The organism is Streptomyces sp. NPDC032198, from assembly GCF_040636975.1.
Taxonomy (GTDB): Bacteria; Actinomycetota; Actinomycetes; order Streptomycetales; family Streptomycetaceae; genus Streptomyces.
In genome coordinates this window covers 592566-608234 of record NZ_JBEZVL010000005.1, presented here as the reverse complement: position 1 = coordinate 608234, position 15669 = coordinate 592566, and the positions used below count along the sequence as shown (strand labels likewise).

Below are 15669 nucleotides of genomic sequence, written 5' to 3'. Positions count from 1 at the left end.
CTATCAGACTCTTTCGTGTCCGATTTCCTCGGTGCCTTTCCGGTTCCCGCTCCGGCCTTTCGGCTTTCGCGTTTCCCTTTCCGGCGAGTCCGACTTTATCAGAAGTTTTCGGCCAGTCTTACCGGCTTGGAGTTCCGATTTATCGGGTGCGGCTTCTTGGCTTATGAGAATCAAGAAGCAGGCAGATATTAATTGCCGCTGCTGGACTTGTCCAGCTCTAGGCAACTGTTCGAATCTACCTCCCCAGTCCCTCCGTGTCAACGGTTTTCTTGGGGCGTCGAGGAGACTAGCAGGCCAGCGGGGGCGGATGCACATCACGCCGCAGTAGGGACTGAGGCACTGCGCTCCGCGGGGTCCAGGTCGCCCGTGGCGCCGGCCCGTACCGCCCTGCCGCCCAGGACGTATACGTAGGCGAGGAAGGCCAGTTCAGCGGCGATTCCGATGCTGATGCGGGCCCAGGTCGGCAGGCCGGAGGGGGTGACGAAGCCTTCGATGGCTCCGGAGATGAACAGGACCAGGGCCAGGCCCACTGCCATGCCCAGGGCCGCTCGGCCCTCTTCCGCGAGGGCGGTTCGGCGTGGGCGCGGGCCCGGATCGATGAGGGTCCAGCCGAGGCGCAGGCCTGTGCCGGCGGCTACGAAGACCGCGGTCAGTTCCAGGAGGCCGTGCGGGAGGACCAGGCCGAGGAAGGTGTCGAGGCGGTCGGCGGAGGACATCAGGCCGATGCCGACGCCCAGGTTCAGCATGTTCTGGAAGAGGACCCAGATGACGGGGAAGCAGAGGAAGGCGCCCAGGACCAGGCACATGGCTGCTGCTTGCGCGTTGTTCGTCCACACCTGGGCGGCGAACGAGGCCGCCGGGTGGCTCGAGTAGTAGGTCTCGTACTCACCGCCGGGGCGGGTGAGCTCGCGTAGTTCGCCGGGGGCCGCGATGGAGGACTGGACCTCGGGGTGCGTGGCGATCCACCAGCCGATGACGGCCGCGAGGAGCGTGGAGAGCAGGGCGGTGGGGACCCACCAGTGGCGGGAGCGGTAGACCGCTGCCGGGAAACCGTGGCTCAGGAAGTGCGTGGCGTCGCGCCAGGAAGCGCGGCGGGTGCCTGTCACCGCACTACGCGCGCGTGCCACGAGGCGGGTGAGGCGACCGGTGAGCTGCGGGTCCGGGGCGCTCGACTGGATGAGCGAGAGGTGGGTGGCGGTGCGTTGGTAGAGGGTGACCAGTTCGTCGGTCTCGGCTCCGTTGAGGCGGCGCTGGCGGCGCAGCAGGGCGTCGAGTCGGTCCCACTCCGCCCGGTGGGCGGACACGAAGACGTCGAGGTCCATCAGGTGGCTGCTCCTCGTACTGCGGCGCGATGCTGCCTCAGCTTGGCAGACTGGCCGTTCCGAGGGCAGGGCAGGGAAGGGCGGCTGGCGTGAGTGAGCTTGTGACGGGCGAGGCGGTGGCGCTCGAGCTGCGCCCGGCGAAGCTGCCGAGTCGTGGGCTCGCCGTACTGATCGACCTGGTGGTGGCGGTGGCGGTCTACCTGGGGGTGACCGTGGCGATCGTGGCTTCCACGTCTTCGTTGGACGATGCGGCGGCCGCGGCGGTCGCCGTCGCCAGCTTTGTGCTGATCCTGGTCGGTGGGCCGATCGCGGTGGAGACGCTCAGCCATGGGCGGTCGCTGGGCAAGATGGCGTGCGGGCTGCGGGTGGTGCGGGATGACGGGGGGCCGATTCGTTTCCGGCACGCGTTGGTGCGGGGTGCGGTGGGGGTCATCGAGATCCTGGTGACCTTCGGGGCCGTCGCCTGCATCGCTTCGCTGGTCTCGGCGCGTGGGCGGCGCCTCGGGGATGTGTTCGCGGGGACGCTGGTCGTACGGGAGCGGGTGCCTGTCGGGCAGACGGCCTTCATTCCTCCGCCGCCGCCTTGGCTGGCGGGGCGGTTCTCCGGGCTCGATCTGTCCGGGGTGCCTGAGGGGCTGTGGCTCGCCATCAGGCAGTACCTGACGCGGATGGGGCAGTTGGACCCGCAGGTGGGCTGGGCGATGGCGGAGCGGCTTGCGGGGGATCTCGTGGAACGTACGGGGGCTCCTGCTCCGCAGGGTGTTCCGCCGGCGGCGTACCTGGCCGCGGTCGTGCAGGAGCGGCAGGCGCGGGATGCTCGGCGGGCGTTCGGCGCATCTCCCGACTACACGGTGCCGGGAGGTGCTGTGCCTGGGGGTTATCCGGGAGGTGCCGTGCCGCCGGGGCCTGTCTCCCATACGGCGTCCCCGCCCCTGGCCCACCCGGTCCATCCGGCCGGGCCGGAAGATGCGAAGGGTGCGGGGGCCGCACCGTCCGGCACCGGGTTCGTGCCGCCCGCGTAGGGAGGGCCGGGGTCAGGCGAACGTCGAGGGTGGGGATTCGAGGTTCTCGAGTTCCAGGCCGGGGGCGGAGAGGACGACGTCGCCGGCGATGTGGATGGTGTGCTGCTCGCCGGTGTCCAGGGCTGTGACCTGGTATTCGTCCACGATCAGCGGGCCGTTGTCAGTGGCGTGTGCTTCGCTTTTCAGCAGGGCCCAGGACTGGTCGAGGGTGCGGGGGGCGAGGACCGGGTCGGTGAAGGCGACGAGGCGTACGCGGGTCGCGGGGGAAGCGGGGGTGAGGCGCAGGAGTCGTGTGGTCGCGACGAGGAAAGCGGGGGATGTGCCGGTGAAGGCGTGGGCGGGGGCGTTGTCTTCGGTGGCGTGGGTGCCGGTGGGGTCGGTGCGTACCCATGTGACGCCGTCGATCGCGGCGGCGCGGATCTGCCAGTCCCGCGCGTGGAGTTCGAGCCGGATGGGGCGGCCGAGTTCGTCGAGCGCGAGGTCCACGGAGCCGGTGGGCTCGCCTGAGGGGGCATTGCGCTGAGAGACGTAGCGCCAGCCGGAGGGGCCGGGAGCACAGTGGAAGTGTTCTTCACCCAGGGGGGTGTGATCGTGCGGATCGTGAAGCGAATAGTGGCCGCGGGGCATGGGGGCTCGGTCCTTCGGGTCGTGGCCTGGCGGCGGGGCGGGGGCTGAGGCGTGCCCCCACGGGTGCAGGCCCCCGCCCGGGTGGGTGGGGGCCTGCGGGTGGTGTTGGCCGGGGTCCTTGGCGGGGCCTCGGTCGGGGTGGGTCAGTAGCGGTAGTGGTCGGGCTTGTACGGGCCCTCTACCTCGACGCCGATGTACGCGGCCTGCTCCGGGCGGAGGGTCGTGAGCTTGACGCCCAGCGCGTCCAGGTGGAGGCGGGCGACCTTCTCGTCCAGGTGCTTCGGGAGCACGTAGACGTCGGTCGGGTACTCCTCCTGCTTGGTGAACAGCTCGATCTGGGCCAGGGTCTGGTCCGCGAAGGAGTTGGACATCACGAAGGACGGGTGGCCCGTCGCGTTGCCCAGGTTCAGCAGGCGGCCCTCGGAGAGGACGATGAGGACCTTGCCGTCGGGGAACGTCCAGGTGTGGACCTGCGGCTTGACCTCGTCCTTGACGATGCCGGGGATCTTGGCAAGGCCGGCCATGTCGATCTCGTTGTCGAAGTGGCCGATGTTGCCGACGATCGCCTGGTGCTTCATCTTGGCCATGTCCGAGGCCATGATGATGTCCTTGTTGCCGGTCGTGGTGACGAAGATGTCGACCTTGTCGACGACCTCGTCGAGCGTGGCGACCTGGAAGCCGTCCATCGCCGCCTGCAGTGCGCAGATCGGGTCGACCTCGGTGATGATCACGCGCGCGCCCTGGCCGCGCAGGGACTCGGCACAGCCCTTGCCGACATCGCCGTAACCGCAGACGAGAGCGGTCTTGCCGCCGATCAGGACGTCCGTGGCGCGGTTGATGCCGTCGATCAGCGAGTGGCGGCAGCCGTACTTGTTGTCGAACTTCGACTTCGTCACGGCGTCGTTCACGTTGATCGCCGGGAAGAGGAGGGTGCCGTCACGGTGCATCTCGTACAGGCGGTGGACGCCCGTCGTGGTCTCCTCGGTCACGCCGCGGATCTCCGAGGCGAGCTGGGTCCACTTCTGCGAGCCCTCGGTGATGGTGCGGTTGAGGAGCTGCAGGATGACGCGGTGTTCATCCGACTCGGCGGTGTCCTCGGACGGGACCTTGCCGGCCTTCTCGTACTCGACGCCCTTGTGGACGAGGAGGGTGGCGTCGCCACCGTCGTCCAGGATCATGTTCGGGCCGCCGGTGGGGGTGTTCGGCCAGGTCAGCGCCTGCTCCGTGCACCACCAGTACTCCTCCAGGGTCTCGCCCTTCCAGGCGAAGACCGGGATGCCCTGGGGGTCGTCCGGGGTGCCGTTCGGGCCGACGGCGATGGCCGCGGCCGCGTGGTCCTGGGTCGAGAAGATGTTGCAGGAGACCCAGCGGACCTCGGCGCCCAGGGCGACCAGGGTCTCGATGAGGACGGCGGTCTGCACGGTCATGTGCAGCGAGCCCATGATGCGGGCGCCGGCCAGCGGCTGGCTGGCGGCGAACTCCTTGCGGATCGACATCAGGCCGGGCATCTCGTGCTCGGCGAGGGTGATCTCCTTGCGGCCGAAGGCGGCCAGGGAGAGATCGGCGACCTTGAAGTCCTGGCCGTTGATGAGAGTCGACATTGGTGAGCTGCTCCTCGTGGGATCGATCGAGGGTGGGTGGACATGGCTGACCTGCGACGACGGCACGGAGAAGCACCGGCGCGCAGCAGCGCAGTCCGTCGGAGGCCCTCTCTCCCTCGGACGGTGCCCATGCAGGCCCCGCCCGACCGCCATCAGCAGCGACGTCTGGCTCGGTCACAAAGCTACACCGATTGGCCCAGCGAGCCCCAGCCCGCCTCCCCCGGCGCGTGGGCGGGTGCGCTGCCGCCTTCATACCTGCGGCCGGGGCGACGGACCTGCACATTCGGGACCTTTGCGCTTTTGAACCTGCGCGCCCGTGTTGCAGGATGCCTTGAGATCGGGAACATTTGCGCGATCTTGTTTGACGAAGGCGTTAAAGGCGTTAGGAGATCCACGTGACCCGTCCGGCCGATCCCCCCATAGGCGGGAGCGACGGCGAGCAGAAGAAGCTCAAGCTGCTCGCGGTGACCGCCTGTCCGACCGGTATCGCCCACACGTACATGGCGGCGGAGAAGCTCTCGCAGGCCGCGGAGAGCCTCGGCGTCGACATGAAGGTGGAGACGCAGGGCTCCATCGGGGCTGAGAACGTCTTGACTGACAACGATGTCAGGGATGCTGACGGCATCATCATCGCCGCCGACAAGGACGTCGACCGCAGTCGTTTCGCGGGCAAGCGCGTGCTGTCCGTCGGCGTGTCCGAGGGCATCAGCCACCCGGAGCGGCTGATCGAGCAGGTACAGAGCGCGCCCGTGCACGGCGGAGGCGGTGGCGGCGGGTCCGCCGAGACTGCCTCGGGCGGTGGCGGGGGCGGCAAGGAGCGGAGCCTCGCGTACAAGGCGCTGATGAACGGCGTCTCGTACATGATTCCGTTCGTCGTGGTGGGTGGGTTGCTGATCGCGATCTCGCTGTCGCTCGGCGGACACACGGACCCCAAGGGCGGGCTCGTGATTCCCGACGGCTCGTTCTGGATGCACGTCAACCAGATCGGCGTCATCGGCTTCACGCTGATGGTCCCGATCCTGTCCGGCTATATCGCGTACGCCATCGGCGACCGGCCCGCACTCGTGCCCGGCATGATCGGCGGCTGGATCGCCAACACCGGTGATCTGTACGACTCCAAGGCGGGCGCGGGCTTCATCGGCGCCATCGTGACCGGCTTCCTCGCCGGTTATCTGGTGCTGTGGATCAAGAAGATCAAGGTCCCGAAGTTCGCCCAGCCGATCATGCCGATCATCGTGATCCCCATCATCTCGACCACGGCACTCGGTCTTTTCTTCATCTACGTCATCGGCAAACCGATCTCGTGGATCTTCGAGCATCTGACCAGCTGGCTCAGCGGCATGACCGGGACCAGCGCGATCCTGCTCGGCGCGATCCTCGGTCTGATGATCGCGTTCGACATGGGCGGTCCGGTCAACAAGACAGCGTTCCTGTTCGGCGCGGGGCTCATCGCGACCGGCAACCAGACCGTCATGGGCATGTGTGCCGCCGCTATTCCGGTCATGCCCCTCGGGCAAGGCCTCGCGACGCTGATCCGCAAGCGGCTCTACAGCGAGCAGGAACGGGAGACCGGTCTGGCCGCCTTGTTCATGGGCTTCTTCGGCATCTCGGAGGGAGCGATCCCCTTCGCGGCGGCCCGGCCCGCGCAGGTCATTCCCGCGAACATGCTCGGTGGCGCCGTCGCCGGTGCGATCGCCGGTCAGGCGGGCGTCGAGGACGCGGTGCCGCACGGCGGGCCGATCGTGGCGGTGCTGGGTGCCGTCGGCGGCGTACCGATGTTCTTCATCGCTGTCGCCATCGGTGCCGTCGTCACCGCCCTCACGACCGTCACTCTGGTCGACATCAGCGAGCGCAAGCGCCGTGGGGCGCCGGTCGTCGACGTACCGGGTGGTCCCGAGCCGGTGCTCGCTGGCGTGGGGGCCGGAGCTGTCGGTTCCGGGGCGTCCACGGCCCCGCAGAAGGCCCCTGCGGCGCCTGCCCCGGCGGCAGCCGCACCCGTAGCCGCCGCCTCCCCCGCGGACTCGCCCACGGACGACGACGAGGTTCTCTCCGGCTATCTCACCGAGCGGACCGTGAAGGTCCGGCTGGATTCCGCCGACAAGGACTCCGCGATCCGTGAGATGGCGAACCTCCTCGCCGCCACCGGCAAGGTGAACGACGTCGAGGAGCTCGTGCAGACGGCTCTGCGTCGCGAGGCCCAGGGCACCACGGGGCTCGGCGAGGAGATCGCCATCCCGCACGCCAAGACCGATGCGGTGACCTCGCCGGTGGTCGGGTTCGCGCGGTCGGCGGAGGGCATCGAGTGGGGTGCGCTCGACGGTACGAAGGCCAAGCTCATCTTCATGATCTCCGTGCCGGAGGCGGCCGCGGGCGACGAGCACTTGCGGATTCTCGCGCTGCTGTCACGGAAGTTGATGGACACCGGGTTCCGTGAGCGCCTCGAGGCGGCACCCGACGAGGCGGCGATCCTCAAGGTGCTGCGCGAGGTTCAGTGACCAGCAGCAGAGTTGGGTGATCTACGTCGATGGGGCCCCGCACCGTGCAGGTGCGGGGCCCCATCGGCGTACAGGAACAGACGTACAGGAACAGACGTACGGGAACGGCGGAAGGTCAGTGGCCGCCCGGTGCCTTCGCCGGGTTCGTGCCCTCGGCTGCTGCCGCCTCGCTGTAGATGTCCGGCTCCAGGTAGATCACGCGGGCGATCGGGACCGCCGCGCGGATGCGCTCCTCGGCGGCGTTTATGGCGGCGGCCACCTCGGCGGCCGTGTCGTCGTGCTGCACGGCGACCTTGGCGGCGACGAGGAGTTCCTCGGGGCCGAGGTGCAGCGTGCGCATGTGGATGACGCGGGTGACCGTCTCGCCGTCGACCAGGGCCTTCTCGATCTTCTGGACCTCCTCCGTGCCCGCGGCCTCACCGAGGAGCAGGGACTTGGTCTCCGCCGCGAGGACGATCGCGATCACGATCAGCAGGATGCCGATGCAGAGGGTGCCGATGCCGTCCCAGACGCCGTCGCCGGTGCCGAGCGCCAGGCCGACGCCGATCAGGGCGAGGACCAGACCGACCAGCGCGCCCAGGTCCTCCAGGAGAACGACCGGCAGCTCGGGGGCCTTCGCGCGGCGGACGAACTGCGTCCACGTCAGGCTGCCGCGCGTGTGGTTCGACTCCTTGATGGCCGTACGGAAGGAGAAGGCCTCGGCGATGATCGCGAACACTAGGACGCCGACCGGCCAGTACCAGTGCTCGATCTCGTGCGGGTGCTTGATCTTCTCGTAGCCCTCGTAGATCGCGAACATGCCGCCGACCGAGAAGAGCACGATGGAGACCAGGAAGGCGTAGATGTAGCGCTCGCGCCCGTACCCGAAGGGGTGTTGTGGGGTCGCCTCGCGCTGCGCCTTCTTGCCGCCGAGGAGCAGCAGCCCCTGGTTGCCCGAGTCCGCGAGCGAGTGCACGCTCTCGGCGAGCATCGACGACGAGCCACTGAAGATGAACGCGACGAACTTCGCCACCGCGATCGCGAGATTCGCGCCGAGTGCCGCGACAATCGCCTTTGTTCCGCCTGACGCGCTCATGTGTGCCCGTTGTCCCTTCGCCTGCGTACGTTCATCGTCCACTGCCGCCGCTTTGCCCGGCCTTTGCGGTGGGTCATTGTTGCAGCACGAGGGACTGGTGGTGAGTCAGGCCACCACAGTGGCACGGAAGACCGTGCCCACTCCGGACACTTCGGTCTTTTCTTCGGCGGGGACGAACACGGACTGTCCGGGCGTGAGTTCCCCGGCGTCGCCCACCCGGACCGTGCCCGCGACGCAGAGCAGGATCTGCGGGGTCGCGGCGGTGAGGTCGTGCGATGCGGCGCCCTCGGGCAGGACGAAGCGGGAGAGGCGGAACTCGTCGATCGGGGTGTCGTAGACCTCTTCGCCGTCGGGCGCGGCCTCTGGACGCAGGACTCCGGGGGCTGTCGGCTCGAAGCGGACGATGCGCAGGAGTTCGGGTACGTCGACGTGCTTGGGGGTCAGGCCGCAGCGCAGCACGTTGTCCGAGTTGGCCATGATCTCGACGCCGAGGCCATCGAGGTAGGCGTGCGGGACTCCGGCGCCGAGGAACAGGGCCTCGCCGGGCTGCAGCCGGACGTGGTTGAGGAGCATGGCCGCGATGACGCCGGCGTCGCCGGGGTAGTGGCGCGCGATGCCCGCGTACGGGGTGTACGCGCCGCCGAGCCGCTCGGCGGCCTCGGTGACCTCGGTGACGGTCGCGGCCATCTCCTCGGGGTCCGCGGTCAGGACGGCCGTCAGGACCTCGCGCAGGGCGCCGTCCTCGGGCTTGGCGTGCAACAGATCGACGTACGGCTTCAGGGAGTCGACGCCAAGTCCGGCCAGGAGGTCCGCGGCCTCGACGGGGTCGCGGAAGCCGCAGAGGCCGTCGAACTCCGTGAGCGCGCAGATCAGTTCGGGCTTGTGGTTGGCGTCCTTGTAGTTGCGGTTCGGGGCGTCGATCGGAACGCCCCGGCTCTCCTCGTCCTCGTAACCCTCCCTCGCCTGCTCCAGGTCGGGGTGCACCTGGAGAGAGAGCGGGGCGCCCGCGGCGAGGAGCTTGAGGAGGAAGGGCAGGCGCGGGCCGAACCTGGCGACCGTCGCCCTGCCGAGCTCGTGTCCCGGGTCCTCGTCGATGACTTCGTCGAGCGCGCCGCGTTCGGTGCGCGAGGGGGCGCCGGGGTGGGCGCCCATCCACATCTCGGCCTGCGGCTCACCGGTCGGCTCGACGCCGAGGAGCTCCGCGATGGCGGTGGTGGAACCCCAGGCGTAGGGGCGGATGGTGTTGGTGAGGCGGTCCACGGAGGGATTCTCCCTTACGTACGTACGCGGTGCGAGGCGGTGCAGTGCGGTGGAGTGGAGTGCGCTGCGATGTGCGGTGCCGCGAAACTGTGCGAGTCGGTGCGTGGCGATGCTGTGCGTCGGCGTGCCGTGCGCGGTCTCAGGTCATGACCGGGCTGGGGTCATGATCCGTCCCTCGGGGCGAGCGCCAGGTAAACGGCGGCGAAATCCGTGACGGCGATCAGCTCCGCGAGGGTCTCCAGCTCGTCGCCGTCCTCCGGCTCGAGCTCGCTGATCGCGATGTCGTGGCCGTGGGCGAGCTCACGGGCCGCGGGAGCGGCGCTGAGGCCTCCGGCGTCGATCGGGCGGTCGCGGAGCAGGACGACGCGGGCACGGAGCTGCTGGGCGTCCTCGACGCGGTCACGGAAGAAGTCGTCGCTGTTGCCGCTGCCGTCGCCGCTCGGGCCGAGATTGCCCGCGAGCAGGGCGCCGTGCGCGGGCAGGGCTTCGGGCAGCTCGCCCGCGACCGCGGGGTGCCCGGCGAGCTCGGCGAGAGCGGCGGCGAAGCGGCGGCCGACCGGGCCCGCGAGCCTGCCCTCGGTCCAGATCACCGGGAGGGCTTCGGCGAGTTCGGCGGCGAGCGTCTTGGCGGGGTTGCTGTACGTCGCGATGACCGGGCCGCAGCGTTCCGCGACGTGGTCGAGGCGGTCGGCGATCTTCTCCAGGGTTTCGGCCGGTGCGGTGATCAGGCCGGTGCGGTCCAGGAGGATGAGGAGCGGGGTGAGCAGGGCCCAGAGGGTGGCGGGGGCGGAGGCGGCGGCCTCGTCGTCCAAGCGGCGTGCCTCGTACGACTCGGAGGCGCGCTCTCCGTCGTGCGGGGCTTCGTACTCCCCGTACGGGGAGGTGGCCATCGTGACCGTGAGGCCGTGCGAGGCCTCCACGCCCTCGGCCAGCGGGGAGCGGGCGGGGGCCACGGCCACGACCGTGCAGCCGCGGCGGTAGGCCTGCTCCGCGAGGAGTTCGAGGCCCGGCTCCGTGCCGTCCGGGGTGGCGATGAGCAGCAGGTCCAGGGGGCCCGCCCAGCCGGGTAGCGCCCAGCGCAGGGCGCCTGCCGCGGGGGCCACGCCGGTGGGGGCGAGGCGGATGACGGGGCAGCCGGCTCCCGCGAGGGTGCCGAGCAGGTCCGCCACGGCTGTGGCGGCCGTGCCGGGGCCCGCGATCAGGATGGCCCGGGGGCGGCCGTCCGGCTTGAGCTGCGTGAGCCCGGCCTCCGTGGCGTGCCGCACCGCTGTGCGGACACGGGCGCCTGCCTCCGCGGCACCGCGGAGGAGGCCGCGGCGGTCGGCCACGGCGAGGGCCTCGGGGGCGTCGAGCAGCGATTCGTCGAGCATGGGGTCGGGCCTCCGATTCGCCGGGCGCCGGGGCGGGGGCCGCCGGTCGCGCCTCTTGTCGTTACGCCTGGCCTTGCGGGGCCGTTCTGCGGGGCCTTACTTGTGAGGCCTTACTTGTGAGGCCTTCTTGTGAGGCCTTACGAGGGCTTTGCGGGCCCTTGCGCGGCCTCGGGCAGGCCTTGCGGGGCCCTTACGCGGGGCGGCGGGCCTCGTCGACGAGGAGTACGGGGATGCCGTCCCGGACGGGGTAGGCGAGGCCGCAGTCCTTCGCGTCCGCCGTGCAGACCAGCTCCGTGTCCGCCTCCTTGAGGGGGGCGTGGCAGGCCGGGCAGGCGAGGATCTCCAGGAGGCCGGCTTCGAGCGGCATGGGGTGGGTCCCTTCGAGCGGGTGGGGTGAGGGATGTCGCCTGGTCAGCCTACCGCTGGCCCCGGGGCCTTGGGTGAGCGCACGGCCGGGGCTTCGCCCCGGGTCCCCTTGGGTGGGGCGGGCCGGGGCTCCGCCCCAGGTTCCCCGGGGCCCGGGGGCCCGGGAGCCGACCCTCGAGCCGGGGCTTCGCCCCAGGCCCCGGGTGGGCCGACGGTCGTTGCTCATCTGCGGCCCGGTGGGCGTTTGTGCCCACCCGTTCCGCCGTGCGGAACGCCTGCCCACAAACGGGGCGGACTGGGTGGGCAGGCGCGGCACGGCGGCTGACGACAAACGGGGCAGCCGGGGTGGGAACGCCTGCCCACAAACGGGGCGGACTGGATGGGCAGGCGCGGCACGGCGGCTGGCGACCAAACGGGGCAGCCGGGGTGGGCGGGCGTCGGCGAGCGTCAGGCCCGACCGAGACCGGAGGTCGGTGGGCAGGCGTCGCCGGGCGGTCGCTTCCCCGAGGCCGTAGACGGAGGGGTCAGGCTCGGATGATGGTCAGGGCCTCGTCCCTCGTCTTTGTCATCGTTGCCTCGTCCCGGGCTTCCACGTTCAGGCGCAGGAGGGGTTCCGTGTTGGAGGCCCGGACGTTGAACCACCAGTCCGTGGACGTCACCGTGAGGCCGTCCAGTTCGTCGAGGGTGACGCCCTCCTGGTCGCCGTACTTCTCCTTGATCGCGGCCAGGCGCGCCGTCTGGTCGTCGACCGTGGAGTTGATCTCGCCGGAGCCCGCATAGCGGTCGTACTGCGCGACGAGGCCCGACAGCGGCCCGTCCTGGCCGCCGAGCGCGGCGAGGACGTGGAGCGCGGCCAGCATGCCGGTGTCCGCGTTCCAGAAGTCGCGGAAGTAGTAGTGCGCCGAGTGCTCGCCGCCGAAGATCGCGCCCGTCTTGGCCATCTCCTCCTTGATGAAGGAGTGCCCCACGCGGGTGCGGACCGGCGTGCCGCCGTTCTCCCGGACGACCTCGGGGACCGACCAGGAGGTGATGAGGTTGTGGATGACCGTGCCCTTGCCGCCGTTGCGCGCGAGCTCGCGCGAGGCGACCAGGGCGGTGATCGCCGACGGGGAGACCGGGGCGCCGTCCTGGTCGACGACGAAGCAGCGGTCCGCGTCGCCGTCGAAGGCGATGCCGAGGTCGGCGCCCTCGTCGCGCACCCGCTGCTGCAGGTCCACGATGTTCTTCGGGTCGAGGGGGTTGGCCTCGTGGTTCGGGAACGTGCCGTCCAGCTCGAAGTACATCGGTACGAGCGTGAGCGGCAGGCCCTCGAAGACCGTCGGGACGGTGTGCCCGCCCATGCCGTTGCCCGCGTCGACGACGACCTTGAGGGGGCGGATGGAGGTCAGGTCCACCAGGCCGCGCAGGTGCGCCGCGTAGTCCTTGAGGGTGTCCCGCTCGGTGAGGGTGCCGGGCGTGGCCGCCGGCTCCGGGGCTCCGGTCTCCGCCCAGCCCTCCACGAGAGCGCGGATCTCGGCGAGGCCGGTGTCCTGGCCGACGGGGGCGGCGCCCGCGCGGCACATCTTGATGCCGTTGTACTGCGCGGGGTTGTGCGAGGCAGTGAACATCGCGCCCGGCAGGTTCAGCGCACCCGACGCGTAGTAGAGCTGGTCCGTGGAGCAGAGGCCGATCTCCGTGACGTCGACGCCGAGCGCGGCGGCCCCGCGCGCGAAGGCCCTGGAGAGGCCGGGCGACGACGGCCGCATGTCGTGCCCGGTCACGATCGCGTCCGCGCCCGTCACCTTCGCGAAGGCCGCGCCGAACAGTTCGGCGAGGGACTCGTCCCACTGGTCCGGGACCACCCCGCGCACGTCGTACGCCTTCACGATCTGGGACAGATCAGCAGTCACGGCCAACCCTCTCTGCAGGTTCTGCGAGTTCAGCGATTCCGGCGAGTGCTCGCCGGTCACCCCAAACTACCCGCAACAACTGACAACCAGCTGTGAGCGGCGTCAAGCCACTGCCAGGTCGGTGCAGGCCGACGTCAGGTTCTCGTCACGGCAGCATCCAGCCGAGCACCACCGTGCTCTGCCCCACCACGATCAGACACATCACCAGCAACAGGGCGAGGCTCCAGGGCAGCACCTTGCGCAGCAGATCGCCCTCCTTGCCCGCGAGTCCGACCGCCGCGCACGCGATGGTCAGATTCTGCGGGGAGATCATCTTTCCGAGCACACCGCCCGAACTGTTGGCCGCCGCGAGCAGTTCGGGCGAGAGCCCGGACTGCTGGGCCGCCGTCACCTGGAGCGCGCCGAAGAGTGCGTTGGCCGAGGTGTCCGAGCCGGAGACCGCGACGCCGAACCAGCCGAGCACCGGCGACAGGAAGGCGAGCCCCGCGCCCGCCGCCGCCACGAAGTGGCCGATGGTGGCGGCCTGCCCGGACAGGTTCATCACGTAGGCGAGGGCGAGCACGGAGGTCACGGTGAGGATGGCGAACCGCAGTTCGTGCACGGTCGCCAGCCATTCCCGTACCGCCACGCGCGCGTGCACCCCGATGATCGCCGCCGTGCCCACACCGGCCAGCAGGACGAGCGTCCCGCCCGTCGCCACGAGCGGCAGCGAGAAGAGGTTGCCGCCCACCGGGTCCCCCTCGGAGTTGGCGACGTCCAGGAAGGGCCAGTCGAAGGTCCGCGTCGCCTTGGCCAACAGTTCCTTGACCGGCGGGATTTGGGCGACGGAGAAGATGGCGACGATCAGGGCGTACGGGGCGTAGGCGCGCAGGATCTCCGGGCGCGGGTCGTCGTGGTCGAGGTCTTCGCTGCGTACGCCGGTGAGGACCGCGACGCGTACGGGCTCCGCGGCGGGTCTGCGCGCGCTCGGCACGGCGACCAGCGCGGCGGCGCCCGCCAGCGCGGCCCCGATGTCGGCGAGCTGGGCGGAGACGTAGTTGGACGCGGCGAACTGTGCGGCGGCGAACGCGAATCCGCACGCCAGGGCGGGCACCCAGGTCTCGCGCAGCCCGCGCCGCCCGTCCACCAGGCCGACCAGGAGCAGCGGCACCACCAGGGCGAGCAGCGGCGTCTGGCGGCCGACGACCGTGGCGACGGTGTCCAGCGGGAGCCCGGTGACCTGCGCGAGCGTCACCACGGGGGTGCCCATGGCGCCGAAGGCGACGGGCGCGGTGTTGGCCACGAGGGCGACGACCGCGGCCTTGACCGGGTCGAAGCCGAGCGCCACCAACATCACCGCGGAGATCGCGACGGGCGCCCCGAAGCCGGCGAGGGCCTCAAGGAGCGCCCCGAAGCAGAAGGCCACGACGAGTGCCTGGATGCGCGGATCGTCCGAGAGCCGTCCGAAGGAGCGGCGCAGGATGTCGAAGTGCCGGGTGCGGACCGTCATCCGGTACACCCACAGGGCGTTGACGACGATCCACAGGATGGGGAAGAGCCCGAAGAGCGCGCCTTGCGCGGCGCCGGAGGCGGTCTGGCCGATCGGCATCCCGTACGCGGCCCAGGCGACCAGAGCGGCGACGCCGAGGCCGATGAGACCGGCGTGGTGGGCCTTCATGCGGACGACGCCGAGCAGGACGAGAACCGTCAGGAGGGGCAGGGTCGCGACGAGTGCGGACAGGCCGAGCGAATCGGCCACGGGCTCCAGCTGCTGCACGTACACGGGCGACTCCCCGGTTTCCGTGATGCGGAAGGTGATCTCTCACAACTGGGGGAATGGTCATGTCGGCGCCATGGGCACGTCAATGGGTCGTGCGGGAGAAGTTGTTCAGCGCTAAACGACAGGGGTCTACGGAGAGGGCCGGTCGGTAACCCGAAGGGGCCAGCGGAGAGCGGGGCTCAGGAATCCGGTGAGCGCAGCACCCGGAGATGGCCGCGGCGCGCGACCTCCATCGGGTCCGCCCTGCGCGGGCCGCCACCGGCCTCGGCGGCGCGCTCCTGCGGGCGGGCCGCCTCACGTACCGCGTTGGCGAGCGCTTCGAGGTCGTCACCGCTGGGGCGGGTCGGACCGGAGGCGTCGGCGAGGCGGACGACCTCCCAGCCGCGGGGCGCGGTGAGGCGCTCGGAGTGCTCGGCGCACAGGTCGTAACAGTGGGGTTCGGCGTAGGTGGCGAGGGGGCCGAGGACCGCGGTCGAGTCGGCGTAGACGTACGTCAGCGTCGCGACGGCGGGACGGCCGCAAGCGGTGCGCGAACAGCGACGTACAGGGCTCACGATGTTGGACGGTACCGCACTCTTGAGCGGGCCGCGACGACTCTCCGCGAGGTCACCCCACCGTGTCGCGCTGTGATCCCCGCCACGACCCGCCCGCACGGCGCCTCGCTGACCTGCGGTGACGCAAGGGGCCTGGGTGACCAGTGGTGTTGAATCCGGTCACGGCTTGGCGCAAATCCCGTCATTCATCGCGAGATCGACGGTCCTGGAGAGATACGGAATCGGGCCCAACCCTGGCCGGAATGGTCATCGGGCGACATGCCGCGCGCCGGACGGGAGCCGTACGGAAGGAGTACGGACGCACTGCGGAAGGCCGGTGGAAGCTGTGC

The 15669-nt window shown here is 70.4% G+C and carries 12 protein-coding genes; 2 read left to right on the top strand and 10 right to left on the bottom strand.

What is annotated here, in order from left to right:
- Positions 1–314 precede the first annotated feature (314 nt).
- On the bottom strand, positions 315–1322 hold the full coding sequence (locus tag AB0E78_RS16735; RefSeq protein WP_361832766.1) for a stage II sporulation protein M: 1008 nt from the start codon (positions 1320–1322) through the stop codon (positions 315–317).
- A gap of 89 nt (positions 1323–1411) precedes the next feature.
- Here AB0E78_RS16735 and AB0E78_RS16730 point away from each other — a divergent pair, with 89 nt between their 5' ends.
- On the top strand, positions 1412–2344 hold the full coding sequence (locus tag AB0E78_RS16730) for an RDD family protein (RefSeq protein WP_361832764.1): 933 nt from the start codon (positions 1412–1414) through the stop codon (positions 2342–2344).
- Between the two features lie 12 nt (positions 2345–2356).
- On the opposite strand, the gene AB0E78_RS16725 is transcribed toward AB0E78_RS16730, so the two are convergent.
- Both AB0E78_RS16725 and ahcY read right to left on the bottom strand, forming a co-directional pair.
- On the bottom strand, positions 2357–2971 hold the full coding sequence (locus tag AB0E78_RS16725) for a hypothetical protein (protein WP_361832762.1): 615 nt from the start codon (positions 2969–2971) through the stop codon (positions 2357–2359).
- A 143-nt stretch (positions 2972–3114) separates the two neighbouring features.
- Complete coding sequence (gene ahcY, locus AB0E78_RS16720; protein ID WP_361832760.1) at positions 3115–4572, bottom strand: adenosylhomocysteinase; 1458 nt, start codon at positions 4570–4572, stop codon at positions 3115–3117.
- A 395-nt stretch (positions 4573–4967) separates the two neighbouring features.
- Here ahcY and AB0E78_RS16715 point away from each other — a divergent pair, with 395 nt between their 5' ends.
- A complete protein-coding gene (locus AB0E78_RS16715; RefSeq protein ID WP_361832758.1) occupies positions 4968–7067 on the top strand; it encodes a fructose-specific PTS transporter subunit EIIC in 2100 nt (699 codons plus the stop codon).
- A 115-nt stretch (positions 7068–7182) separates the two neighbouring features.
- On the opposite strand, the gene AB0E78_RS16710 is transcribed toward AB0E78_RS16715, so the two are convergent.
- The 7 genes from AB0E78_RS16710 to AB0E78_RS16680 form a co-directional block, all read right to left on the bottom strand.
- Complete coding sequence (locus AB0E78_RS16710) at positions 7183–8142, bottom strand: cation diffusion facilitator family transporter (RefSeq protein WP_361832756.1); 960 nt, start codon at positions 8140–8142, stop codon at positions 7183–7185.
- Between the two features lie 105 nt (positions 8143–8247).
- Positions 8248–9402, bottom strand: a complete 1155-nt coding sequence (gene manA, locus AB0E78_RS16705) for a mannose-6-phosphate isomerase, class I (protein WP_361832754.1) — start codon at positions 9400–9402, stop codon at positions 8248–8250.
- 161 nt (positions 9403–9563) lie between these two features.
- Positions 9564–10772, bottom strand: a complete 1209-nt coding sequence (locus AB0E78_RS16700) for an SIS domain-containing protein (protein WP_361832752.1) — start codon at positions 10770–10772, stop codon at positions 9564–9566.
- A 190-nt stretch (positions 10773–10962) separates the two neighbouring features.
- Positions 10963–11139 (bottom strand): Trm112 family protein, encoded by a 177-nt coding sequence (locus tag AB0E78_RS16695; protein WP_361832750.1) that lies wholly within the window; start codon positions 11137–11139, stop codon positions 10963–10965.
- Positions 11140–11662: 523 nt separating this feature from the next.
- On the bottom strand, positions 11663–13027 hold the full coding sequence (locus AB0E78_RS16690) for a phosphomannomutase/phosphoglucomutase (RefSeq protein WP_361832748.1): 1365 nt from the start codon (positions 13025–13027) through the stop codon (positions 11663–11665).
- Between the two features lie 145 nt (positions 13028–13172).
- Positions 13173–14789: a lactate permease LctP family transporter gene (locus AB0E78_RS16685; RefSeq protein ID WP_361832746.1), complete on the bottom strand. Its 1617-nt coding sequence runs from the start codon at positions 14787–14789 to the stop codon at positions 13173–13175.
- Between the two features lie 176 nt (positions 14790–14965).
- Positions 14966–15340: a DUF3499 domain-containing protein gene (locus AB0E78_RS16680; protein WP_361832744.1), complete on the bottom strand. Its 375-nt coding sequence runs from the start codon at positions 15338–15340 to the stop codon at positions 14966–14968.
- Between the last annotated feature and the right edge of the window lie 329 nt (positions 15341–15669).